The sequence below is a fragment of the Sphingomonas sp. GW821-FHT09B04 genome (genome assembly GCF_059418285.1).
Genome location: NZ_JBWKPO010000002.1, coordinates 303,139 through 326,119 on the forward strand (window position 1 = coordinate 303,139; position 22,981 = coordinate 326,119).

Here is a 22,981-nt window from a genome sequence, read left to right on the forward strand (position 1 = left end):
CGGCGGGGCGATGACCGCGCGGTTACAGACGCGTGACCGGTTGGCGACGTCAGGCGGGGATCGGCGTCGAACGGCCATCCGGCCCGACCGCAACCATGGTGAAGGTTGCGGCGGCGGACTGGCGGCGCTCGCCAGTGAGCAGGTCTTCCGCCCAGAGTTCCACGGCGACCGCGACCGAACTGCGGCCCTGCATGCGGATGCGCGAGACCAGCTCGACCATTTCCCCCGCGCGGATCGGCGAAGTGAAGTCGATGCGGTCGGACGCGGCCATGACCATGACGGCGCGCGCGTGGCGGGTGGCGGCAATGAAGGCGGCCTTGCCCATCATCTTGAGCGCGTCGCCGCCATAGAGCGTGCCGTAATGGTTGGTCTGGGGCGGGAAGACCATCTCGGCCATGCGCAGCACCCCGGGTTCCGGGGCCGGTCCCGCTGCGAGCGGGGGGAGGGGCAGGCGGGTATCCGGCCCCTTGACCGCGACGAGGGTGAAGACGCCGCACGTGCACAACCGTCGCTCGCCGCTGACCGGCGCTTCAGCGACCAGGGTGATCTCGACATCGAGCGCGCTGGTGCCGACGCGGACGATGCGGCCCGATGCCTCGACCATCTCGCCCGCGCGCGCCGGGGCGGCAAAGTCGATCCGGTCGGAGGCGGCGGTAACGAAGGGCGCGCGGCCATGGAGGCTGGCGGCGAGGAACGCGACCTTGTCCATATGCGCGAGCGCCACCCCGCCGAAGAGCGTGCCATGGTGATTGGTGTCGCCCGGAAAGACCATGTCGATCAGGCGGACGATGGGTTCGTCGGTGGGGGCGGTTGTCATTCGTACTCCTAAATCCCGCCGTCATCCCCGCGAAGGCGGGGATCCATTGGGGCTGACGTCGCGGCTCGATCCGATCGGTCAGCCTGAATGGATTCCCGCCTTCGCGGGAATGACGAGGGGAAGGGGGAGAGGCTTACGCCTCCACCGTCACTTCGGCGCGCAGGGTGCGGGCGGCGGCGACCATCGCGTCGATCGCGGGGCGCACCTCTTCCCATTTGCGGGTTTTGAGGCCGCAATCGGGGTTCACCCACAGTTGCGACGGGCTGAGGTGGGCCTGGGCGAGGCGCATCAGCGCGACCATCTCTTCCTCGCCGGGGACGCGCGGGGCGTGGATATCGTACACGCCCGGCCCGATCGCGGCGGGATAATCATAGGCCGCGAAGCCCTCGAGCAGCTCCATCTGCGAGCGCGCGGTCTCGATCGAGATCACGTCGGTGTCCATCGCGCCGATCGAGGGCAGGATGTCGTTGAACTCCGAATAGCACATATGCGTGTGGATCTGGGTGGCGTCGGCAACCCCGGCGGCGGAGAGGCGGAAGCAGTCAACCGACCAGTCGAGATAATGCTGCCAGTCCTTGCAGCGCAGCGGCAGGCCTTCGCGCAGCGCTGCTTCGTCGATCTGGATCGCCTGACAGCCGGCGGCTTCGAGATCCTGCACCTCGTCGCGGATCGCGAGCGCGATCTGGCGGCACGATGCTTCGCGCGGCTGGTCGTCGCGGACGAAGCTCCAGTTGAGGATCGTCACCGGGCCGGTGAGCATCCCCTTGACCGGCTTGTCGGTCACGCTCTGGGCGTAGCGCCACCATTCGACCGTCATCGCCGTCGGGCGTGAAACGTCGCCGTACAGGACCGGCGGGCGGACGCAGCGCGAGCCGTAACTCTGGACCCAGCCATTCACCGTGAAGGCGAAGCCGGCGAGCTGTTCGCCGAAATACTGGACCATGTCGTTCCGCTCGAACTCGCCATGGACGAGCATGTCGAGTCCGGCTTCCTCCTGCCAGCGGATCGTGCGCAGCGTTTCGGCGCGCAGGAACGCGTCATAAGCCGCGGCATCGAGATTGCCGCGGTTATACTCGGCGCGCGCGCGACGGACCTCGGCGGTCTGCGGGAACGAGCCGATCGTGGTGGTGGGGAAGAGGGGGAGGTCGAGTACCGCTGCCTGCGCGGCGATGCGGGTCGGGTGATCCGAGCGGCGCTCGCGCATGTCGGGCGTAACCGCGGCGATGCGCGCAGCGACGGCGGCGTCATGGATACGCGGTGAGGTGCGGCGATTGGCAGCCGCTTGCGAGGCGATCGCGAGTTCGGCGGTGACGGCGGCGCGCCCCTCGTTGAGTGCGCGCTTGAGGGTGTTGAGTTCCTCGACCTTCTGCACGGCGAAGGCGAGCCATTGACGAACCTCTTCGTCGAGTTTGGTTTCGAGCGCGAGGTCGACGGGCACGTGGAGCAGCGAGCAGGACGGGGCGAGGATCAGGTCACGCTCCGCCGCCAACGGCTCGATCCGGTCGAGCAAAGCGGCAAGGTCGGCGCGCCAGATGTTGCGGCCGTCGATCACGCCGAGCGAGAGTGTCAGCGTCTTCGGCGCGGCCTTGAGCACCGCGTCGAGTTGCTCGGGCGCGCGGACGAGGTCGACGTGCAGGCCCGCGACCGGCAACGAAGTGGCGAGGCCGAGATTGTCGCCGAGCCCGCCGAAATAGGTGGTCAGCATGATCTGCGGCGTCGAGCGCGCGAGTCGGGCATAGGCGCGGGTGAAGGCGCGGCGCTGCTGCTCGGTCAGGTCGGTGACGAGGACCGGCTCGTCGATCTGGACCCATTCGGCGCCGGCATGGGCGAGGTGGTTGAGGATCACGCCGTACAGGCCGAGCACTTCGTCGAGATAGTCGAACGGATCGACGCCGGTGGCTTTCACCAGGCTGAGCCAGCTGACCGGGCCGAGCAGGACGGGGCGGGTCTCATAGCCCTGTGCCTTCGCCTCGCGATATTCCTCGACCACCTTGAGCCGACCGAGCGCGAGCTTCTGCCCGGCGGACAGCTCGGGGACGATGTAATGATAGTTGGTGTCGAACCACTTGGTCATCTCGCATGCGGTGAGGCTGTGCGAATGGGCGCAGCCTTCGTGCGAACCGGTGGTGCCGCGGGCCATGGCGAAATAGGTGGCGAGCGTCGCCTCGCCGTCCGCCGCGCCGTAGCGGGCGGGGATCGCGCCGAGCATTACGCTGAGATCAAGGACATGGTCGTAGAGCGAGAAGTCGTTCGACGGCAGCCAGTCGGCGCCGAGCGCGGTCTGGCGTGCCCAGGCAGCGGTGCGCAGGCCTGCCGCGGATTCGAGCAGCGTGGCTTCGTCGGACTTGCCCGACCAGAAGGATTCGAGTGCGTGCTTGAGCTCACGGCGCGGGCCGATGCGCGGAAAGCCGAGTGTGGCGATGGTGACGGTCATTGATCTTCTACCCCGAAGAAGGCGGGGAGAAGCCGGACGCGTGCGGGCTTGAGCGGACGGTAGGGACCGGCCGCGCATTGCGCATGCGGCCAGACCGGGCACCCCGCCGGTGGACGTTATCGTGTCGCGGGCAGGTCTTCTGGCTCACGGGTCAACGCGAACGGTCTGGCCTTCCCGGGGCGAACCCCAGTGACACGTATCGACCGCCGCTCGCCGCTTACAGTTGCGGGGGCAGCGCCGGAATTCAGCCCGAAGACTGGCACCGGCTTCCCATCTTAGCTCCGGCGCGGACAAGCCGACCGGAGCACCTTCGACCCCATCAGCATCGCGCCGACGGGGCCGGGTGTCAAGTATGATATAAAGACTTCTTTATATCTTTAATTGTTGGAAGGGCCTTTCAACTCGACGATATTGCCTTCGGGGTCGCGGATATAGACTGACGGGCCTTCACCCTCGGCGCCGTAGCGCGGCCCTTCCTCGAGGATCTCGACGCCGTGGGCGGCGAGGTGCGCGCCGAGCGCCTCGCGGTCGAACGGCTCGATCGCGAGCGCGAAATGATCGAGGTTGCGGCCTTCCGCGCCGGGCGCCGCGCCGCCCTTCGCACCCAGCTTGCCGTCGATCGGGACGATGTCGATCAGCGAGGCGCCCGCGCGGAGCTGGTAGAGGCCGATATCCGCCTGCTCACGCTCGTCGGTGCAGCCGAGCACGTCGTGATAGAAGGCCAGAATCTTGGGCAGGTCGACGACGCGCAGCACGATATGGTCGATGCCGCGCATCGTGAAGGGTGGGGTCATGGCTCTCTCCTATTGTGCGGCGGGCGCCGCTCGCGCTCAATGACGGAGATGGTCGCGCAGTTCCAGCCAGCCCGGCAGCTTGGCGTCGAAACCGATAGTGTGGAGTGGGCTGGACGAGGGGAGGGCGACGGTCGCGTAGCCGGTGGCGCCGAGGTGCTTCAGCCCGTGTTTGAGCGCGGTGCCGCCGTTGAACGCGATGGCGCGCAGATCAGGCAGCGTCGCGGCAAGCGCGGCGATGTCGTTCGGCGCGATCCCGCTGAGCGCGGCATCGGTGCTGCCCGGGCGGTGCGCGGTCGCGACAACGTCCCAGAGTCCGACATGCGCCTCGAGCAATGCGGCGAGTCGATCGGGATAGGCGAGAGCGGTGAGGTCGTGGTCGACCACCGCCGACATCAGCCGCCAGAACTGGTTCTGCGGATGCGCGTAATATTGCTGGGCGGCGAGCGAGCGATCACCGGGCAGGCTGCCGCAGATCAGCACGCGGACACCGCGGTCGATGACGGGTGGGAAGCTCGATTTGCGGGGAGTTGATTGCGCCACGCCGCCGTCCTAGCATCGCTCCATGGCGCGCGCGATCACCCGCTATGCCGACTTCTGGCCCTATTATCTTCGCGAACATGCGAAGGCTGAGACGCGGGCACTGCACTATGCCGGGACGATTCTGACCTTCGCCGCGCTGGCGGCGGGGATCTGGCTCAACAGCTGGTGGTTCCTCGCCATCCCGATGGCGGGCTACGGCTTTGCCTGGGCCGCGCATTTCGGGGTGGAGAAGAACCGGCCGGCGACCTTCACGTATCCGCTCTGGTCGCTGGTCAGCGACTATCGCATGTTTTTCCTGTGGCTGAGCGGGCGGCTGGGGCCGCATCTCAGGCAGGCAGGCGTCGTCTAGCGATCCTTCAGCGACCGGCGCGCTTCCTTCATGGCGCGTTCCGTCGCTTCCTGCGTGACCTCGGCCATGGCGAGCGCGACCGATGCGCTCTTCAAAGCGCGATCGACGTGCCGGTTCGCCCGGTCCGACACGCGCTTCGACATCGCGCGGAGTTCGCTGTCCATCGGGATGCGCTTGCCATTGGCGCAATGCATCATGTCGTTGCCGATGTTGACGTTGTCGTTCCTGGCCTCGTTCGCGCCGTACCCGCATTTCCGCGCAATCAACGCCCGGTCCTCGGCGGTAACGATCGGCCCTTGCGCAGCCATCTCGCGTTCGACTGCTGTGGAGAGTCGCGTGTCCGCGGTCTCGCGCGCGCTGCCCGGGATGGCGGCAAACACCGCGACGGAGGTGATCGCCAGATACGCAAAACGAGTCATTCGCCTTCTCCCAATCTTGTGACTACAGTTGTAGTCAATGGCTGGTATCGGGTCAAGCAGGCGCGTCCGGATGTTGCCACGCGCCAAGCATCGCTTGCTTGCCGCGCCGGGCAGGGCATGCAAATGGTCGGCCTATGCACGTCGCAAACGATACCATCGCACTGATCGGCAACACTCCGCTGGTGCGGCTGAAGGGGCCGAGCGAGGCCACAGGCTGCGACATCTTCGGTAAGTGCGAGTTCGCCAATCCGGGCGCGAGCGTGAAGGATCGCGCCGCGCTGTTCATCGTCCAGGACGCTGAGGCGCGCGGGCTGATCGCGCCGGGCGGGACGATCGTTGAGGGGACTGCGGGCAATACCGGCATCGGCCTCGCGCTGGTCGGCAATGCCAAGGGCTACAAGACGATCATCGTCATGCCCGAGACGCAGAGCCGCGAGAAGATGGACACGTTGCGCGCACTGGGTGCCGAGCTCGTGCTCGTGCCCGCCGCGCCCTATTCCAACCCCGGCCATTTCGTGCACACCAGCCGCCGCATCGCTGAGGAAACGCCGAACGCGGTCTGGGCCAACCAGTTCGACAATATCGCCAACCGCAAGGCGCATATCGTCTCGACTGCTGAGGAGATCTGGACGCAGATGGAGGGCCGGATCGACGGCTTCACCTGCGCTGCGGGCACCGGCGGGACGATCGCGGGGGTGGGGCTGGGCCTTAAGGAAAAGGACGAGCGCGTGACGATCGCGCTGTCCGACCCGCATGGCGCGGCACTCTACGAATATTATGCGCATGGCGAGCTGAAGGCCGAAGGCAGTTCGGTCGCTGAAGGCATCGGGCAGGGGCGAATTACCGCCAACCTCGAAGGCGCGCCGATCGACACCCAGTTCCGCATCTCCGACGAGGAGGGGCTGGAATGGGTCGAGCGGCTGCTGGCTGAAGAGGGGCTGTGCCTGGGCCTGTCGTCGGGCATCAACGTTGCTGGCGCAGTGCGACTGGCGCGCGAACTGGGGCCGGGAAAGCGGATCGCGACGATTCTGTGCGACACCGGATTCCGTTATCTTTCAACGCTATACAATGGCGACTGGCTGCGGTCCAAGGGACTGCCGGTGCCCGCCTGGCTCGACCGCGCCTGACGCAAGCGTAAAACAAGGGTTCGACATTCGGCGGCGAAGGCGTTACATTTATGCCACACCGTTATGAAGTCGCTCCCGACCGATCCCAAACAAAGCATGTTGCGCGTCCTTGTCGGCGTGACCGGTCTCGCGACCGTGCTGCTGCTGATCGGCGTGGCGAGCGCGATCTTCTCTTTGGCGAACAAGGAGGATCCGGTGGTGGCGGAAGGCGGCTCCAAGCCTGAGGTGGTCGCCAACATGACCGATGGCGTCATCGCTAACGATGCCAGCCTCGAAAAGGACGAGCCGATCGCCGAGCTCGGTATCGCGCCGCGCACTGCGGAAACCCCGGCGCCTGCAATCACGCCCTATCCCATTCCCGCCAAGTGACGGGCGGGCCTGCCGGATACCGGCACGGCGGGAAATTGCCCCACAATCCGCCCGAACCCCGTTGATCGATGCTGCGCGCGGAGATTCGGCCGGGGCATGGTGCTGTTGTCGCGTTGAACAAAGCGAGATCAACTGACGAATATTGCTGAAACACGTCCCGTTTCAGGCAGAAAGTGGGGCCAAGTACCGTGGATTCCCGCGTTCAGGCATTGAAAACCATTGGCGCTTAAGATACGCCGCTGGTTAACAGGGCAACCTTATCGTCAACCGGAATCGGGTCCGGGGCGCGCGGCGACGTGCGCTTCCGGGGACGGGAAAGGTTTGCCTGCCGTAAGCGAGGGCGGGAGTGAACCGAACGGGTTACAGAGGCGTGGGGCTGCAGCTGGTGGACGACAAGGGTCGTGTCGCCATCCCCTCGACTTTGCGCGCCACGCTCGAGAAGAACAGCGGCTTCCCCGCCGATACCAAGGACGCCCGCGTCGCCATCCTCTCCAGCCATGAGAGCGACCGCTGTCTGATTGCCTATGACGAGCCCTATTTCGATGCCCTGATGGAGCGGCTCAACACGCGTTCGCTGGAATATGCCGGCGATCGCGGGCGTGCGGATTCGAACATCTGGCGCGAGGGCGTGGGCCCGAGCGAGAATATCGCCTTCGACCCTTCGGGCCGGTTCGTCATGCCGGGGATGCTCTGTCAGCACGCCGGCATCCGCAAGTCGGGCTATGCCTTTTTCTATGGCGTCGGGCCCGTGGTCGAGATCTGGGACCCGGCCACGCTGCTGGCGCACCCGTCGCTGCCCGAAAGCATGAAGGCGGCGTGCCGCTATCACCTCGAAGAGAAGAAGGTGTCGCTGTGAGCGCCGCTCTGCCCGGCACGCGCCCGCACGTCTCCGTGCTTCTCGATGAAACCGTCGACGCGCTCGCGATCGAGCCCGGTTCGCGTATCGTCGACGCCACCTTTGGTGCCGGTGGCTATAGTTTGGCGTTCCTCGAGCGGGGAGCCGAGGTGGCCGCCTTTGACCGCGATCCGGACGCGATCGAAGGCGGCCAATCCATTATCGCGGCCAGCGAAGGCCGGCTGGTGCTGATCGAGGCGCCCTTCTCGGCGCTGGACAGCGAATTGGAAGCACGCGGTCTGGCGCCGGTCGATGGCGTTGCCATGGATATCGGCGTGTCGTCGATGCAGCTCGACCGGGCCGAGCGCGGGTTCAGCTTCCAGCAGGACGGGCCGCTGTCGATGCGCATGGCGGGCGAGGGGATGACCGCCGCCGATTTCGTCAACGAGGCTGACGAGGCGGAGATCGCCGACGTGCTCTTCCATTATGGTGAGGAGCCGCGTTCGCGCCGCGTGGCCAAGGCGATCGTGGCGGCACGACCGCTGACGCGCACCGGCGAGCTGGCGAACGTCGTGCGCAAGGCGTTGGGCTATAAGCCGCACGACAAGAAGGATCCGGCGACGCGGACCTTCCAGGCGATTCGCATCCATGTGAACCGCGAGCTCGACGAACTGGCCGAGGGGCTGGCGGCGGCGGAGCGGGTGCTCAAGCCCGGCGGGCGGCTGGCGGTGGTGACCTTCCACAGCCTCGAAGACCGGATGGTCAAGAAGTTCCTGCGCGAACGCTCGGGCAGCGAGCCGGCCGGTTCGCGGCATCGTCCGATGGCGGCAGCGGGACGTGCGCCGAGCTTCGAGACGCCGGCCAAGGCGGTACGCGCGAGTGAAGAAGAAATTGCGGCGAACCCGCGTGCACGGTCCGCGACGCTTCGCGTCGCCCGGCGCACCGCGGCGGAAGCGTGGGTGAGTTGAGGAGGCGGACATGGCAATCAAGGCACTCAATGGACTGGGCTGGTATGCCGCGGGGCTGATCGTCGCGCCGGGCTGCTACCTCGTGTCGTCGATGGTTGCGGCCGAGCGCACGCATGTCGAAGCGGTCGAGCGCGCCATCGCCAAGGCGCACAAGGACATCCGCCAGCTCGAAACCGAGTTCGACACGCGCGCCAACCTTGCCCAGCTCGAACGCTGGAATGGTGAGGTCATGCGCTACACCGCGCCGACGCCGCATCAGTTCCTCGCGAGCGACAGCGCGCTGACCTCGCTCCGTGCGCTCGAAGGCGATGGCATGGCCGAACGCTATGCGGCGATGGTTGTGCCCGAGGGCGTGCCCGACGCCACCGCCGAACCCGTGCAGACGGCGAGCGCTTCGCCTGCAGTGGCGACCGCACCGGTCAAGGCCGTCGCGGAGAAGGTGGTCGCAGGCAAAGTCGCCGCCGCCGTAGTGGTGAAGACTCCCTCCGCCGCCGCTACGAGCAAGCCGCAGCAGGTTGCCGCGCTCAAGCCCGTCAAGCCCGTGGTGAAGACTCAGCGTGAACAGGCCGTGGCGATGCTCGACCGCAGCTTGCTCAAGGATTCGAGCTTCGGCGACCTGATGCAGGGCGTCCGGGCCGAGGCACGCCGCGCCCGGTGACCGTTCTCGTCGCCCCTGCGCCCCGCAATCGCACGCGGCCGGGAACCCGGCAGGCGTCGATGGCTGTCGCGCATGTGCGGTTGATGATCCTGGCGCTGCTGTTCGCTGCGGGCGTTTCGGTGATCGTCGGGAGGCTGGCACTGCTCGCGCTGTTCGCAGAGCCGGCCGCGGCGACCAGCGTCAACGCGATGCTGGTGCCCCTGCGCGGCGATCTGGTCGACCGTAACGGCGCGCCGCTCGCGCGGACGATCGATGCCTGGTCGATCGGTGTGCGTCCCGACAAGGTGATCGGCGACAAGAGCGAGCTGGCGCGGATGCTGGCGGCGACGCTGCCGGGCAAGAGCGCGGCGGACTATGCGAAGCTGCTCGGCAGCGACTCGCGCTTCACCTACCTCCAGCGGCGCGCGGTGCCCGAGCTGGTGGCGGCGGTGCACGCGCTGGGCGAGCCGGGGATCGAATTCGCGCGCGAGCCGCAGCGGCTCTATCCGCAGGCGAACCTTGGCGCGCATATCCTTGGCTATCTCGATTTCGACGGCAAGGGCGTGACCGGCATGGAGCTGGCGCTGAACCAGCAGCTGACCGACCCGGCGATGCGCGGCAAGCCGGTGGCGCTTTCGGTCGACTTGCGCGCGCAGGCGGCGCTGGAAAGCGAACTGGGCGCGGCGATGACGTCGTTCACCGCGAAGGGCGCGGCGGGGGTTATTCTCGACGTCGCCACCGGCGAAGTGGTGGCGATGGCGTCGCTTCCCACCTTCAACCCCAACAATATCAAGGGCTCAAACCCCGAGAGCTTCCGCAACAACATGACGCAGAGCGTCTATGAGCTGGGGTCGACCTTCAAGCCGCTGACCATGGCGTTCGCGATCGAGAGCGGCGTCGCGTCGTCGATGGCCAAACGCTATGACGCGACCGCGCCGCTTCAGGTCGGGGGCTTCCGCATCCGCGACGACCACGCTCAGAAGCGCTGGCTCAACATCCCCGAGACGCTGGTTCACTCGTCCAACATCGCCACCGCGCGGATCGCCGATGAACTCGGCCAGCAGCGGATGGAGAGCATGTTCCGCAAGCTCGGCTTCGATACACGTCCCGATATCGAACTGGGCGGCAAGGCCGCACCGTTGTGGCCCAAATATTGGGCGCGGACGACGGTGATGACCACCGCCTATGGCCACGGCATCGCGGTGACGCCGCTCCACCTTGCCAGCGCCTATGCGGCGATGGTCAATGGTGGCGTGTGGCGCCCGGCGACGCTGCGCCGGATCGAGCCGGGCAAGGCGCCGCAGGGCCGCCGCGTCGTCTCCGAAGCGACGAGCGCGCGGATGCGCCAGCTTCTCCGACTTGTCGTGACTCAGGGCACCGGGCGTAAGGCCGATGCCCCCGGCTATCGTGTCGGTGGCAAAACCGGCACCGCCGAGGTGCCCGGCGCGGGTGGTTACAAGCGCAACCAGAACGTCTCGACCTTCGCAGCGGCTTTCCCGATGGACGCGCCGCGCTATGTGGTGCTGGTGATGCTCGATTCGCCTGTCGGAAATGCCCAGACCTTCGGTTTCTCGACCGCGGGCTGGACCGCCGCCCCCGTTGTCAACCGCGTCATCATGCGTACCGGCGCGATGCTGGGCGTGGTGCCCGACGAAACTCGCGACGTCGATGTCGCCGATCTGATGCCGTTGCTGTGGAAGGCTGAAGCCAAGAACAAGGCCAAGGGTGCGGCTGCGACGCCGGTCATCGCACCGGGAGCGGACGAGTGAGGCTGGGTGAACTGACCGGCGGCGCCGAAGATACGATCGTCACCGGGTTCGCCATCGACCACCGCAAAGTGGCGCCCGGCACCGTATTCGGTGCGTTTCGCGGGACGCGCTTCAACGGCGAGGACTTCATCCCCGACGCGGTAGCGAGCGGTGCGATCGCGGTGATCGCGCGGCCCGAGGCGCAGGTCGAGGGCGCGGTCCACATCGCGACCGATCATCCGCGCACTGAATTCGCGCGGATCGCGGCGCGGTTCTTCGCGCCCTTCCCCGAGACCGCGGTGGCGGTGACGGGCACCAACGGCAAGACATCGACGGTCGAGATGGTCCGTCAGCTCTGGCGTATGGCGGGGCACAGCGCCGCATCGATCGGAACGCTGGGTGTGACCACTGCGGACGAAGCGGTGTCGACGGGCCTCACCACTCCCGATGTGGTGACCTTCCTCTCCAACGTCGCGGGCCTTGCACGCGAGGGTGTGACGCATCTGGCGTTCGAGGCGTCGAGCCACGGCCTGTCGCAATACCGCACCGAAGGGCTGCCGGTGGCGGCGGCGGCGTTCACCAACCTGTCGCGCGACCACCTCGATTATCATCAGGACATGGCGGATTATTTCACCGCCAAGCTGCGCCTGTTCGCCGATGTGCTGGACCCCGGTGGCACCGCGGTGGTCTGGGCAGACGATCCCCATTCCGAACGTGTGATCGACATCGCCCGGATGCGTGGCAACCGCGTAATCACGGTGGGCGAGCATGGCGATACGATCCGGTTGGTTTCGCGCGAGCCGACTCTGCTCGACCAGAAGCTGGTGATCGCGGTGGACGGGCAGGAACATCGTGTCAGCTTGCCGCTGATCGGCGGATATCAGGCCGCGAACGCGCTGATCGCGGCGGGGCTGGTGATCGCAACGGGCGGCGATGCCGCGGCGACGCTGGCCGATCTCGCGCGGCTGCAGCCGGTGCGCGGCCGGCTCGAGCGTGCGGCGATCAGCCGGACCGGCGCGCCGATCTATATCGACTATGCGCACACACCCGATGCGCTTGAAGCGGCGATTGCGGCGCTGAAGCCCCATGCGGCAGGAAGACTGATCCTCGTCTTTGGCGCCGGCGGCGACCGCGATCCGGGCAAGCGCGAACCGATGGGGCAGGCGGCAGCGGCGGGGGCGGACCTGATCATCGTCACCGACGACAATCCGCGCAGCGAAGACCCGGCGACGATCCGTGCCGAGATATTGAAAGGTTGCCCCGGCGCGCTCGAGGTCGGCGACCGGCGCGGCGCGATCTTCCTGGGCGTCGGTAAGGCTGAGCCGCAGGACATCGTGCTGATCGCAGGCAAGGGGCATGAACAGGGCCAGATTGTCGGCGACATGGTGCTGCCCTTCGACGATGTCACCGTAGCGCGGGAGGCCGCGGCGTGAGCGAGGCGCTCTGGACCGCAGCCGAAATCGCCGCCGCGACGGGCGGCACCGCTTCCGGAGAGTTCGAGATCGACGCAGTCGCGTTCGACAGCCGCGAAGTCGGGCCCGGCGCGTTGTTCGTGGCGCTCTCGGGCGAGACCACTGACGGGCATAAATTCCTCGATCAGGCCTTCGCGAGCGGGGCGGCGGGTGCGGTCGTGTCCTCTCAGACGCAGCACCCCCATATTCTGGTCGGCGACACCACCGTCGCGCTCGAGAACCTTGCCCGTGCCAGCCGCAAGCGGATGGCGGGCGTCGTCATCGGTGTCACCGGATCGGTCGGCAAGACCGGGACCAAGGAGGCGCTGTTCGAATGCCTCGAGCGGATCGCGCCCGGCCGCGCGCACCGCTCGGTCAAGAGCTACAACAACCATACCGGCGTGCCGCTCAGCCTTGCCCGGATGCCGCGCGAGGCGAAGTTCGGCGTGTTCGAGATGGGCATGAATCATGCCGGCGAATTGCTGGCGCTGACGCATATGGTCCGCCCGCATATCGCGCTGGTGACGACGATAGCGCCCGCACACACCGAATTCTTTGCGAGCGAAGAGGCCATCGCCGACGCCAAGGGCGAGATCTTTCAGGGGCTTGAGCCGGGTGGCACCGCGATCGTGCCGTTCGACAGCCCGCATCGCGATCGGCTGATTGCAGCCGCAGAGCCGCACGCAGCCAAGATCGTCACCTTCGGCCTGGGCGAGGGCGCCGACGTTCGTGCGATCGAGGTCGTGCGCGGCCAGCCGGGCGGCACCTATGTCACCGCGCAGATCGGATCCGAGCGGACACTGGGATTCACGCTGTCGCAGCAGGGAGACCATTGGGTCGCCAATGCGATGGCGGTGCTGGCGGCGGTCGATGCGGCGGGGGGCGATCTGGAGCAGGCCGGCCTCGCGCTTGCCGAAATGGGTGGGCTCGCCGGCCGCGGTGCCCGGTTCAAGACGACGGTCGGCGACGGCGAAGCGCTGGTGATCGACGAGAGCTACAACGCCAACCCTGCATCAATGCGCGCGACGCTCGCCGTGCTCGCTGCGGCGCCTGCCACCCGGCGGCTCGCGGTGCTGGGCGAGATGCGTGAGCTGGGCGAGCAGTCGGCGGCCTTCCATGCCGATCTCGCGGAGCCGATCGCCGCGGCAGGCGTCGAAACGTTGCTGCTTGTCGGTGAAGGGATGGCGCCGCTTGCACGCGCGCTTGAGGGGCGGATCGAATTGGTCCATGTGCCCGACGCCGCAGCCGCGCGCGAGCGCATCGAGACGATGCTCCGTCCCGGCGATGTGGTTCTCATCAAGGGTTCGAACGGGGTCGGGCTGTCGCGGGTCGTCGCGGCGCTGGCCGGAAGGGCATAGCAAGTGCTGTACGAGATCGCCGAATGGCTGGGCTTTCCGAGTGTCCTCAACCTGATCCGCTATTTGTCGTTCCGGATCGGCGCGGCTGTTGCGACGGCGTTGATCATCGGCCTGATCATCGGTCCGCGCTTCATCGGCTGGCTGCGTGTCCGTCAGGGCAAGGGACAGCCGATCCGCAGCGACGGGCCGCAAAGCCACCTCGCCAAGCGTGGGACGCCGACGATGGGCGGGCTGATGATCCTCACCAGCCTGGCGCTGTCGGTCTTTCTGTGGATGGACCTCTCCAACCCCTATGTCTGGGCGTGCATGTTCGTGACGCTCGGCTTCGGGATGATCGGGTTCCTCGACGACTATGACAAGGTGCGGAAGGCGAGCACTGCCGGCGTCTCCGGCCGGGTCCGCCTGCTCGGCGAGTTCGTGATCGCGGGCGCCGCGGCCTGGGTCATCACCCAGCAGAACGGCACCGTGCTCTACGTGCCTTTCTTCAGCCAGTTCAGCGTCGATCTCGGCTATTTCTACATCGCCTTTGCCGCCTTCACGATCGTGGCGTTCGGCAATGCGGTGAACCTGACCGACGGGCTCGACGGGCTCGCGACCATGCCGGTGATCATCGCCAGCATGGCGTTCCTGCTGATCGTCTATCTCGCCGGCAACGCGATCTACGCCAATTATCTCGGCATTCCGCACGTGCCCGGGGCGGGTGACCTCGCCATCTTCTGCGGCGCGATCGTCGGCGCGGGCCTGGCCTTTCTGTGGTTCAACGCACCCCCCGCAGCGGTGTTCATGGGCGATACCGGCAGCCTCGCGCTCGGCGGCGCGCTCGGCACGATCGCGGTGGTCGCGCACCACGAGCTGGTGCTCGGCATCATCGGCGGCCTGTTCGTGGTCGAGGCGATGAGCGTCATCATCCAGGTGTTCTGGTACAAGCGCACCGGCAAGCGTGTGTTCAAGATGGCGCCGATCCACCACCATTTCGAGCAGATGGGCTGGAGCGAGCCGACCGTCGTCATCCGCTTCTGGATCATCGCCTTCGTGCTCGCGCTTGCGGGCCTGTCCACGCTGAAACTGCGGTGATCGTCAGCACATCCTGGCGCGGCAAACGCTTTGCGGTGCTGGGACTGGCGCGGTCCGGGCTGGCGACAGCGCGCGCACTGCTGGGCGCTGGTGCTCAGGTGACCGCATGGGATGCCAAGGACGCGGTCCGCTCGAGCTTCTATCCTGATCCCGCGTCGCCGGGCACATTGACGCTCGCCGATCCCGTCGAGGCCGATCTGACCGGTTTCGCGGGCATCATCGTGTCCCCCGGTGTGCCGATCAACAAGCACCCGATCGCCGCGAAGGCACGCGAAGCGGGCGTACCGCTGATCGGCGATATCGAGCTGTTCGCGCAGGCGCGCGCCGAGCTTCCGGCGCACAAGGTTGTCGGCATCACCGGCACCAACGGCAAGTCGACGACGACGGCGCTGATCCACCATATCCTCGAAGCCGCGGGTGTGCCCGCGCGGCTCGGCGGCAATATCGGGCTGCCGATTCTCGGGCAGGAGCCGTTGCCTGCGGGCGGCGTCTATGTGCTCGAATTGTCGAGCTACCAGATCGACCTGACCCAGAGCCTCGACTGTGATGTCGCGGTGTTGCTCAACATCACCCCCGACCATCTCGACCGCTATGACGGGTTCGACGGCTATGCAGCGTCCAAGGCGCGGCTGTTCGCGATGCAGTCCAGCGGGCATGCCGCGGTGATCGGCATCGGCGACGAGGCCTCGCAGGCGATCGCGAAGCAGGTTGCGCGCTCAGGGCGTGCCGAGGATCTGACTAAGATTGCAGCGGGCATGTGCATGGACCAGTCGCATTGGTCCGCGTTGCAAGGGCCGCACAATGCGCAGAACGCGCTCGCCGCGATCGCCGCGTGCGAGGCGCTTGGGGTTTCGCAGGATGCGATCGAAGCCGGGCTACGCAGCTTTCCCGGCCTGCCGCACCGGATGGAGCGTGTCGCGATCCGGAACGACGTACTGTTCGTCAACGACAGCAAGGCGACCAACCCGACCTCGACGGCGCCCGCGCTGCAGGCGTTCGACCGCATCCACTGGATTCTCGGCGGGCTGGCCAAGACCGACGATCTCGACGCATGCCGCCCCGGCTTCGGCCATGTCGTGCGTGCCTACACGATCGGCGACGCGACCGAGCGGTTCGCCCAGTTGCTCGCGGGTGAGTTTCCGGTCGAGCAGTGCGGGACGCTGAGCGCGGCGGTGAAGGCTGCGGCGGCACAGGCCCAGCCGGGAGAGACGGTGTTGCTGTCGCCGGCCTGCGCGTCGTTTGACCAGTTCAGGGATTTCGAAGACCGCGGGGCACAGTTCCGCGAAGCGGTGGGGGCGCTGCAATGACCGATGTGAGGCGGAACCTGCCCGTCGTGCGCAGCAAGGGCTGGCGCGCGAAGGTCGAGGACAAGCTGAGCCGCGGAAGCAACTCCAGCTTCGGCCTGTGGTTCTGGGAAATCGACCGCATCCTGTTGCTGCTCGCGGTGTTGCTGATCGGGATCGGGTTGGTCGCGGTCGCCGCGGCGTCACCGGCTTCGGCGGTACGCTATTCGGACGGCAGCACGCAGTTCGCCTCGATGCACTATTTCTGGCGGCAGGCGGTCTGGGTCGGCCTGTCGGTGCCGGTGCTGCTGGTCGTGTCGATGCTGCCGGTCAGCTTCGCGCGGCGCATGGCGATCGTCGGCACTGCGGTCAGCATTGTGCTGGTTGCGGTTGCAGCCTTTTTCGGCGCAGAGATCAACGGCGCGCGGCGCTGGATCGGGTTCGGTTTTGCGAGCGTCCAGCCGTCGGAGTTCCTCAAGCCCTTCTTTATCGTCACCACCGCCTGGCTGCTGTCGATGCGCTCCAAGGATGCCGACCTTCCGGTGATCCCGCTCACGGGTATGATGACCGCCGTGGTCGCGGCACTGCTGATGAAGCAGCCCGATTTCGGGCAGACGATGGTGTTCGGGCTTGTCTGGATCGTTTTGCTGATGCTCGCAGGCATCTCGACCCGCGCGATGGGTGTGCTGGGCGGCGGCGCGATTGCGGGCGTGGTCGCGGCCTATCTGTTCTACGACACTGCGCGCACGCGGATCGACAGCTTCCTGTTTCCCGATCCCGAAAAGGCGGCGGCCGAGCATTACCAGACCGACATGGCGCATGCGGTGCTCACCGGCGGCGGCGCGACCGGCACCGGGCCGGGCGGCGGCACCGTCAAGTTCAAGCTGCCTGAGGCGCATACCGACTATATCTTCTCGGTCGTGGGCGAGGAGTTCGGGCTGATCGCGTGCATCGGCATCGCGATCCTCTATCTCGCGATCATCCTGCGGGTGCTGGTCAGGCTGCTCGACGAGGAGGACAATTTCCGTCTGCTCGCCGCGGCCGGGCTGGCGGCCCAATTCGGGATTCAGGCGCTGATCAATATGGCGGTGAACACCGGCCTTGCGCCTTCCAAGGGCATGACCTTGCCCTTCATTTCCTATGGCGGCTCGTCGATGGTCGCGCTGTCGATCGGCATGGGACTATTGCTCGCGTTCACGCGGCGGAATCCGTATTTGAAGCGCTCGCCCTACACGGTTCGAGGAAGCGGTTGATGAGTTCGGGAAAGCGTTACGTATTAGCGGCTGGCGGCACGGGCGGGCACATGGTCCCGGCGGCGGCGCTGGCGACCGAACTGATGCGGCGCGGGCACAAGGTCGCGCTGGTTTCGGATGAGCGCGGCGTGCGTTTCCCCGACCTGTTCGACGGGATCGAGACGCGCGTTGTTCCAGCCTCGCGCTTCTCGGGCGGCCCGATCGGCTGGCTCAAGGCGGCCAATGCCATGCGCAAGGGGCGGGCGCAGGCGCGCGCTCTCTATCGCGAGTTCCGCCCATCGGCGGTGATCGCGTTCGGCGGCTATGCTTCGCTTCCTGCGTTGATGGCAGCGTTCTCGGCCAAAGTGCCGGCAGTGATCCACGAGCAGAATGCCGTGCTCGGCCGGGTCAACCGTCTGGTCGCGGGCAAGGTCGCGGCGATCGCGACCAGCTATGCCGATGTCGAACGGCTCAAGGAAAGCTATGCGATCAAGACGCATCTGGTGGGTAATCCGGTGCGGCAGGCGGTGCTCGACTTGCGCCTCAAACCGTACCCGGCGCTGGACGAGGACAGCATCTTCCGCGTGCTGGTGACCGGCGGGAGCCAGGGCGCGTCGATCCTGTCGCAGGTCGTCCCCGATGGCCTCGCGCTGCTGCCCGTCCATTTCCGCCGCCGGCTTCAGGTGACGCATCAGGCGCGGCTCGAGGACATCGACGAGGTTCGCCGGAAGTACGCCGAGCATGGCATCCCGGCCGAGATCGCGACCTATCTGCCCGATCTGCCCGAACGGCTCGCCTGGGCGCATCTGGTGATCGCGCGCGCCGGCGCCTCGACCATCGCCGAGCTGACCGCGGCGGGCCGTCCCGCTATCCTCGTGCCGTTGCCTTCCTCGACCGACGATCACCAGACCGCCAATGCGCGCGAGATCAGCGAAGCGGGCGGTGCACGGACCATCGCGCAGCGTGCCTTCACTGCGCAGGAACTCGCCAAGCAGATGCAGAAACTGGGGCTGGAGCCGGACGCGCTCGCGAATGCTGCGGCGTGCGCGCGCAGCGTTGGCCGGCCCGATGCGGTGCGCGATCTGGCCGATCTGGTGGAGTCGATCGATGCCGACTGGGCTTCGGCGGGGCAGGGGCACGCGAAACCCGTTACCATTGAGAAAGCAGCTTACGCATGAAGGGCGTCGCCAAGGATATCGGCACCATCCATTTCGTCGGCATCGGCGGGATCGGCATGTCCGGCATCGCCGAGGTGATGCACAATCTCGGCTATAAGGTTCAGGGCAGCGACAGCGCCGAGGGTTATGTCGTCGAGGGGCTGCGCAAGCGCGGCATTTCGATCGCGATCGGTCAGTCGGCGGACAATCTGGGTGACGCTGCGGTCGTGGTTACCTCGACCGCGATCAAGCGCGACAACCCGGAGGTTCAGGCCGCCTATGCGAACCGCATCCCCGTGGTGCGCCGCGCCGAGATGCTGGCCGAGCTGATGCGCCTCAAGTCCACCGTTGCGGTGGCGGGGACGCACGGCAAGACGACGACGACCAGCATGATCGCAGCGCTGCTCGACGCGGGCGGGGTCGATCCCACGGTCATCAACGGCGGCATTATCAACCAATACGGCTCGAACGCGCGTCTCGGCGACAGCGAGTGGATGGTGGTCGAGGCCGACGAGAGCGACGGCAGCTTCCTGCGCCTCGACGGCACGATCGCGGTCGTCACCAACATCGATCCCGAGCATCTCGATCATTATGGCTCGTTCGACAAGGCGAAGGACGCCTATGTCGAGTTCGTCGAGAACGTGCCCTTTTACGGCGCGGCGCTGCTCTGCCTCGACCATCCCGAGGTGCAGGCGATCATTCCGCGCGTCCGCGACCGCCGCATCGTCACTTATGGCTTTGCCGCCAGCGCCGATGTGCGCGGGGTCAATGTGACGCCGCATGCGGGCGGCAACCGCTTCGAGGCGATCATCCGCAGCCGCGACGGCACTACGCGCTCGATCGAGGGGATCGAGCTGCCGATGCCCGGCCGTCACAATGTCCAGAATGCGCTCGCTGCGATCGGTGTGGCGCTTGAGATGGGCATCGACGACGCGACCATCCAGAACGGCTTCGCCAAGTTCGGCGGGGTCAAGCGGCGCTTCACCAAGGTCGGCGAGATCGGCTTCGACAGCGGCAATCCGGCGATCGTGATCGACGATTACGGCCACCATCCGGTCGAGATCCGGGCGGTGCTGTCGGCGGCGCGCGAGAGCGTTGAGGGCCGGGTGATCGCGGTCGTCCAGCCGCACCGCTATTCGCGCCTCGGCAATCTGATGGACGACTTCGCGCAGGCGTTCAACGACGCCGACATGGTGTTCGTCACCCCGGTCTATGCCGCGGGCGAGGCGCCGGTCGAGGGCGTCGACGCCGACGCGCTGGTCGCGCGCACCAGCGAACGCGGACATCGCTCGGCGGCGACCATCGCCGATGCCGCGGCGCTGGCTGAGAAAGTGGCGAACATCGCCCAGCCGGGCGACCTGATCGTGTGCCTGGGTGCAGGGGACATCACGAAATGGGCCGCGGGCCTTGCCGACGCCGTGAACGCGCAGCGCAAGCAGGCCGTATGAGCGACTGGTTCACCCTCGCCACCGACATGCAGCGCGAGATCCTTCGCGCGCAGAAGACGCATCTCGACGCGGCGCAGAAGCTGCTCGATGCGGGCGGGCAGGTGAACGACCTCCAGCAGGCTGGCCAAAGAGCCGCTGAAGCAAATCTTAAGTATTGGAAACAATGGGAAAAATTGTGGGGGGTGAAGTGAACGCCGCGCTGCTCCCCAAGGTTCGCGGCAAGCTCACCGCCGATGCGCCGCTGGCGCCGCTGGTGTGGTTCAAGAGCGGCGGCACCGCGCAATGGCTGTTCGAGCCGGCGGATGAGGACGATCTCGCCGATTTCCTGCGCGAGCTGGATGCAGATGTGGCGGTGATGGCGCTGGGGCTCGGCTCCAATCTGATCGTGCGCGACGGCGGGGTACCGGGCGTGGTGGTGCGGCTGGGCAAGCCCTTTGCGAAGGTCGAGCGGGTCGACGCGACGACGCTCAAATGCGGCGGCGGGGCGAGCGGGATCCTCGTTTCCTCCTCGGCGCGCGATGCCGGAATCACGGGCGTCGAGTTTCTGCGTTCGATCCCCGGCACGGTCGGTGGCTTCGTGCGGATGAACGGTGGCGCCTATGGCCGCGAGACCGCGGACGTGCTGGTCGAGTGCGAGATCGTGCTGCGTTCGGGCGAGCGGCAGACGCTGGCGGTTGATGCGCTGGGCTATACCTATCGCCACTCCGAACTGCCCGAGGGGGCCGTGGTGGTCAGCGCGACCTTCCGCGGCGAGCCGGGAGACCCTGCGGCCATTCAGGCTGAGATGGACCGCATTGCCGCCGCGCGCGAGGAATCGCAGCCGCTGCGCAGCAAGACCGGCGGGTCGACCTTCAAGAACCCGCCCGGCGACAAGGCGTGGCGGCTGGTCGATGCGGCGGGCTGCCGCGGCCTGCGCAAGGGCGGCGCACAGGTCAGCGAAAAGCACACCAACTTCCTGCTCAACACCGGTGACGCCACCAGTGCGGATATCGAGGAGCTGGGTGAAGAGGTCCGGGCCAAGGTCAAGGCGAGTTCAGGGATTGAGCTGGAATGGGAAATCCAGCGTGTTGGAGTGAGCAAGTGAGCGTAGCGGTGAAGCCCCTTCATATCGTCGTGCTGATGGGCGGCTGGTCGGCGGAGCGGCCGGTGTCGCTGATGTCGGGCGCGGGCATCGCCGATGCGCTGGAGTCGCTTGGTCACACGGTGACGCGGATCGATATGGGTCGCGACGTCGCGGCGAAGCTTGCCGCCGCCAACCCCGATCTGGTCTTCAATGCGCTGCACGGGACGCCGGGCGAGGACGGGACGGTGCAGGGCATGCTCGACCTGATGGGCGTCAAATACACCCATTCGGGCATGGTGACCTCGGTCATCGCGATCGACAAGCAGCTGACCAAGCAGGCGCTGGTGCCGCAGGGCATTCCGATGCCGGGCGGCCATATTGTCCGTACCGAAGCGCTGTACGCGCGCGACCCGCTGCCGCGCCCCTATGTGCTCAAGCCCGTCAACGAAGGCTCGTCGGTCGGCGTTGCGATCGTCACCGTCGAGGGTAATTACGGCAACCCGATCTCGCCGCAGGCGACGGGCCCCTGGCAAGAGTTCGACGAACTGCTCGCCGAACCGTTCATTCGCGGACGCGAACTGACCACCGCGGTGCTGGGCGGACGGGCGCTGATGGTGACCGAATTGAAGCCCAAGAGCGGCTTCTATGATTTCGACGCCAAATATACCGATGGCCTGACCGAGCATATCTGTCCGGCTGAAATCCCCGACGAGATCACCGAAGCGTGCAAGCGCCTTGCGCTCGACGCGCATCGGCTGCTCGGCTGCAAAGGCGCGTCGCGATCGGATTTCCGCTGGGACGACCATCTCGGCGTCGAGGGACTGTTCCTGCTCGAGGTGAATACCCAGCCGGGAATGACCCCGCTCAGTCTTGTCCCCGAACAGGCGAAGAAGCTCGGCATGAGCTATGCGCAGCTGGTGCAGGCGATTGTTGACGAGGCAATGGCGGATGCGCCCGTCGAGGTGGACGGATGAGCCGCAAGCCCAGCCCGGCCAGGCGTCCCGCGGTCAAGCCGAAGCGGCGCGCGCAACAGCCCAAGAAGAAGCAGGCGAACGTTCTCGACCTCGCGGTTGCGGCGCTGCCCGTCAGCGAAGCGACGCTGCACAAGATCACCGTCTGGGGCATCACCGGGGTCGCGGTCGCCGCGGCGTTGGGTGTTGCGACCTTGTTCGGCGTGCCCGGTATCGTCGGCACCGCTGTTGCTGAAGGGATCGGACGCGCGGGCTTCCGCGTCGAAAATGTCGAAGTGAGCGGCATCAAGCGCGCCGACAAGGAAACCGTGTTCGACTACGCCTTTGGCGCGAAATCGCAGCCGATGCCGCTGGTCAATCTCGACGAGGTGCGCGGCAAGCTGATGACGATCGGCTGGGTCGCCGACGCGCGCGTCTCACGCCGGATGCCTGATACGGTGATTGTCCAGATCGTCGAGCGTAAGGCGGCCGCGGTGTGGCAGCATCAGGGTCAGCTGATGCTGATCGACAGCGAAGGCGTGCTGCTCGAGCCGGTCTCGGCGGAGGCGATGCCCGATCTGCCGCTGGTGATCGGCGACGGCGCCTATGCCCAGCAGCCGGCTTATCAGCAGCTGCTCGACGCTGCGCCCGCGCTCAAGCCGCTGGTCAAGGCGGCGACCTGGATCGGGAACCGGCGCTGGGATTTGTCGTTCAACACGGGGGAACGGCTGGCGCTGCCTGAGGGTGAGGCATCGGCGGCCAGGGCGCTGAAGAAGTTTGCCGAGCTGGACGGAGCGGACCGGTTGCTTGGCCGGGGATATCTGAAGTTCGATATGCGTGATCCGACGCGGTTGGTGGTGCGGATGCCGGGACAAACGGCGCCCAGGCAGATCGAAACCGCCGGTGTGAGTGAGTAGGGGGTAGGGAA

Annotated in this window: 23 protein-coding genes and 1 riboswitch; of the genes, 18 read left to right on the forward strand and 5 right to left on the reverse strand. The window is 66.8% G+C overall.

Annotated elements, in window-relative coordinates; translation table 11 throughout:
- Positions 1-49 precede the first annotated feature (49 nt).
- From AC07NK_RS07390 to AC07NK_RS07405, 4 genes are all read right to left on the reverse strand, one after another.
- Positions 50-817: an acyl-CoA thioesterase gene (locus AC07NK_RS07390; RefSeq protein ID WP_495169939.1), complete on the reverse strand. Its 768-nt coding sequence runs from the start codon at positions 815-817 to the stop codon at positions 50-52.
- Between the two features lie 133 nt (positions 818-950).
- A complete protein-coding gene (metE, locus tag AC07NK_RS07395) occupies positions 951-3,251 on the reverse strand; it encodes a 5-methyltetrahydropteroyltriglutamate--homocysteine S-methyltransferase (protein WP_495169940.1) in 2,301 nt (766 codons plus the stop codon).
- A gap of 112 nt (positions 3,252-3,363) precedes the next feature.
- Positions 3,364-3,578: riboswitch (cobalamin riboswitch) on the reverse strand.
- 50 nt (positions 3,579-3,628) lie between these two features.
- Positions 3,629-4,045, reverse strand: coding sequence for a VOC family protein (locus tag AC07NK_RS07400; RefSeq protein ID WP_495169941.1), 417 nt, complete (start codon positions 4,043-4,045; stop codon positions 3,629-3,631).
- 36 nt (positions 4,046-4,081) lie between these two features.
- Positions 4,082-4,585, reverse strand: a complete 504-nt coding sequence (locus tag AC07NK_RS07405; RefSeq protein ID WP_495169942.1) for a DNA-deoxyinosine glycosylase — start codon at positions 4,583-4,585, stop codon at positions 4,082-4,084.
- Between the two features lie 22 nt (positions 4,586-4,607).
- Here AC07NK_RS07405 and AC07NK_RS07410 point away from each other — a divergent pair, with 22 nt between their 5' ends.
- Complete coding sequence (locus AC07NK_RS07410; protein ID WP_495169943.1) at positions 4,608-4,934, forward strand: Mpo1-like protein; 327 nt, start codon at positions 4,608-4,610, stop codon at positions 4,932-4,934.
- On the opposite strand, the gene AC07NK_RS07415 is transcribed toward AC07NK_RS07410, so the two are convergent.
- On the reverse strand, positions 4,931-5,353 hold the full coding sequence (locus AC07NK_RS07415) for a hypothetical protein (RefSeq protein WP_495169944.1): 423 nt from the start codon (positions 5,351-5,353) through the stop codon (positions 4,931-4,933). The two genes, AC07NK_RS07410 and AC07NK_RS07415, sit on opposite strands and share 4 nt — an antisense overlap.
- Before the next feature lie 134 nt (positions 5,354-5,487).
- Between AC07NK_RS07415 and AC07NK_RS07420 the strand changes: the two genes are divergently transcribed.
- The 17 genes from AC07NK_RS07420 (at position 5,488) to AC07NK_RS07500 (ending at position 22,970) form a co-directional block, all read left to right on the forward strand.
- Positions 5,488-6,480, forward strand: coding sequence for a cysteine synthase A (locus AC07NK_RS07420; RefSeq protein WP_495169945.1), 993 nt, complete (start codon positions 5,488-5,490; stop codon positions 6,478-6,480).
- A gap of 63 nt (positions 6,481-6,543) precedes the next feature.
- Positions 6,544-6,849: a hypothetical protein gene (locus AC07NK_RS07425; RefSeq protein WP_495169946.1), complete on the forward strand. Its 306-nt coding sequence runs from the start codon at positions 6,544-6,546 to the stop codon at positions 6,847-6,849.
- 385 nt (positions 6,850-7,234) lie between these two features.
- Positions 7,235-7,705 carry a division/cell wall cluster transcriptional repressor MraZ gene (locus AC07NK_RS07430; protein WP_495169947.1) on the forward strand — a complete coding sequence of 157 codons (471 nt, stop codon included), beginning with the start codon at positions 7,235-7,237 and terminating at the stop codon, positions 7,703-7,705.
- Positions 7,702-8,652, forward strand: a complete 951-nt coding sequence (gene rsmH / locus AC07NK_RS07435) for a 16S rRNA (cytosine(1402)-N(4))-methyltransferase RsmH (RefSeq protein WP_495169948.1) — start codon at positions 7,702-7,704, stop codon at positions 8,650-8,652. Before AC07NK_RS07430 ends, rsmH begins: the two co-directional genes overlap by 4 nt.
- A 10-nt stretch (positions 8,653-8,662) precedes the next feature.
- On the forward strand, positions 8,663-9,310 hold the full coding sequence (locus tag AC07NK_RS07440; RefSeq protein ID WP_495169949.1) for a hypothetical protein: 648 nt from the start codon (positions 8,663-8,665) through the stop codon (positions 9,308-9,310).
- Positions 9,307-11,058: a peptidoglycan D,D-transpeptidase FtsI family protein gene (locus tag AC07NK_RS07445; protein WP_495169950.1), complete on the forward strand. Its 1,752-nt coding sequence runs from the start codon at positions 9,307-9,309 to the stop codon at positions 11,056-11,058. The genes AC07NK_RS07440 and AC07NK_RS07445 overlap by 4 nt, the downstream gene beginning before the upstream one ends.
- The gene (locus AC07NK_RS07450) at positions 11,055-12,470 is read left to right on the forward strand and encodes a UDP-N-acetylmuramoyl-L-alanyl-D-glutamate--2,6-diaminopimelate ligase (protein WP_495169951.1); all 1,416 of its coding nucleotides are present in this window, start codon (positions 11,055-11,057) and stop codon (positions 12,468-12,470) included. Before AC07NK_RS07445 ends, AC07NK_RS07450 begins: the two co-directional genes overlap by 4 nt.
- Positions 12,467-13,846, forward strand: coding sequence for a UDP-N-acetylmuramoyl-tripeptide--D-alanyl-D-alanine ligase (locus tag AC07NK_RS07455; protein WP_495169952.1), 1,380 nt, complete (start codon positions 12,467-12,469; stop codon positions 13,844-13,846). The genes AC07NK_RS07450 and AC07NK_RS07455 overlap by 4 nt, the downstream gene beginning before the upstream one ends.
- 3 nt (positions 13,847-13,849) lie before the next feature.
- Entirely contained in the window at positions 13,850-14,920 is a 1,071-nt protein-coding gene (mraY, locus tag AC07NK_RS07460) for a phospho-N-acetylmuramoyl-pentapeptide-transferase (RefSeq protein WP_495169953.1), read from the forward strand.
- Entirely contained in the window at positions 14,917-16,227 is a 1,311-nt protein-coding gene (murD, locus tag AC07NK_RS07465; RefSeq protein WP_495169954.1) for a UDP-N-acetylmuramoyl-L-alanine--D-glutamate ligase, read from the forward strand. Before mraY ends, murD begins: the two co-directional genes overlap by 4 nt.
- Entirely contained in the window at positions 16,224-17,456 is a 1,233-nt protein-coding gene (locus tag AC07NK_RS07470) for an FtsW/RodA/SpoVE family cell cycle protein (RefSeq protein WP_495169955.1), read from the forward strand. Before murD ends, AC07NK_RS07470 begins: the two co-directional genes overlap by 4 nt.
- Positions 17,456-18,613 (forward strand): undecaprenyldiphospho-muramoylpentapeptide beta-N-acetylglucosaminyltransferase, encoded by a 1,158-nt coding sequence (gene murG, locus AC07NK_RS07475; protein WP_495169956.1) that lies wholly within the window; start codon positions 17,456-17,458, stop codon positions 18,611-18,613. Before AC07NK_RS07470 ends, murG begins: the two co-directional genes overlap by 1 nt.
- Positions 18,610-20,040 (forward strand): UDP-N-acetylmuramate--L-alanine ligase, encoded by a 1,431-nt coding sequence (gene murC / locus AC07NK_RS07480; RefSeq protein ID WP_495169957.1) that lies wholly within the window; start codon positions 18,610-18,612, stop codon positions 20,038-20,040. The genes murG and murC overlap by 4 nt, the downstream gene beginning before the upstream one ends.
- Positions 20,037-20,231 carry a hypothetical protein gene (locus AC07NK_RS07485; protein ID WP_495169958.1) on the forward strand — a complete coding sequence of 65 codons (195 nt, stop codon included), beginning with the start codon at positions 20,037-20,039 and terminating at the stop codon, positions 20,229-20,231. The genes murC and AC07NK_RS07485 overlap by 4 nt, the downstream gene beginning before the upstream one ends.
- Positions 20,228-21,124: a UDP-N-acetylmuramate dehydrogenase gene (murB, locus tag AC07NK_RS07490; RefSeq protein WP_495169959.1), complete on the forward strand. Its 897-nt coding sequence runs from the start codon at positions 20,228-20,230 to the stop codon at positions 21,122-21,124. Before AC07NK_RS07485 ends, murB begins: the two co-directional genes overlap by 4 nt.
- Complete coding sequence (locus AC07NK_RS07495) at positions 21,091-22,077, forward strand: D-alanine--D-alanine ligase (RefSeq protein ID WP_495169960.1); 987 nt, start codon at positions 21,091-21,093, stop codon at positions 22,075-22,077. The genes murB and AC07NK_RS07495 overlap by 34 nt, the downstream gene beginning before the upstream one ends.
- Positions 22,074-22,970 (forward strand): cell division protein FtsQ/DivIB, encoded by an 897-nt coding sequence (locus tag AC07NK_RS07500; protein ID WP_495169961.1) that lies wholly within the window; start codon positions 22,074-22,076, stop codon positions 22,968-22,970. The genes AC07NK_RS07495 and AC07NK_RS07500 overlap by 4 nt, the downstream gene beginning before the upstream one ends.
- Positions 22,971-22,981: the final 11 nt, after the last annotated feature.

Coding starts and splice junctions, on each gene's coding strand:
- AC07NK_RS07440 (WP_495169949.1), top strand. CDS start 8,663: ATGGCAATCAAGGCACTCAATGGACTGGGCTGGTATGCCGCGGGGCTG.
- AC07NK_RS07410 (WP_495169943.1), top strand. CDS start 4,608: ATGGCGCGCGCGATCACCCGCTATGCCGACTTCTGGCCCTATTATCTT.
- AC07NK_RS07425 (WP_495169946.1), top strand. CDS start 6,544: ATGAAGTCGCTCCCGACCGATCCCAAACAAAGCATGTTGCGCGTCCTT.
- AC07NK_RS07420 (WP_495169945.1), top strand. CDS start 5,488: ATGCACGTCGCAAACGATACCATCGCACTGATCGGCAACACTCCGCTG.
- AC07NK_RS07415 (WP_495169944.1), bottom strand. CDS start 5,353: ATGACTCGTTTTGCGTATCTGGCGATCACCTCCGTCGCGGTGTTTGCC.
- AC07NK_RS07470 (WP_495169955.1), top strand. CDS start 16,224: ATGACCGATGTGAGGCGGAACCTGCCCGTCGTGCGCAGCAAGGGCTGG.
- AC07NK_RS07485 (WP_495169958.1), top strand. CDS start 20,037: ATGAGCGACTGGTTCACCCTCGCCACCGACATGCAGCGCGAGATCCTT.
- AC07NK_RS07390 (WP_495169939.1), bottom strand. CDS start 817: ATGACAACCGCCCCCACCGACGAACCCATCGTCCGCCTGATCGACATG.
- AC07NK_RS07495 (WP_495169960.1), top strand. CDS start 21,091: ATGGGAAATCCAGCGTGTTGGAGTGAGCAAGTGAGCGTAGCGGTGAAG.
- metE (WP_495169940.1), bottom strand. CDS start 3,251: ATGACCGTCACCATCGCCACACTCGGCTTTCCGCGCATCGGCCCGCGC.
- murC (WP_495169957.1), top strand. CDS start 18,610: ATGAAGGGCGTCGCCAAGGATATCGGCACCATCCATTTCGTCGGCATC.
- AC07NK_RS07500 (WP_495169961.1), top strand. CDS start 22,074: ATGAGCCGCAAGCCCAGCCCGGCCAGGCGTCCCGCGGTCAAGCCGAAG.
- AC07NK_RS07400 (WP_495169941.1), bottom strand. CDS start 4,045: ATGACCCCACCCTTCACGATGCGCGGCATCGACCATATCGTGCTGCGC.
- murG (WP_495169956.1), top strand. CDS start 17,456: ATGAGTTCGGGAAAGCGTTACGTATTAGCGGCTGGCGGCACGGGCGGG.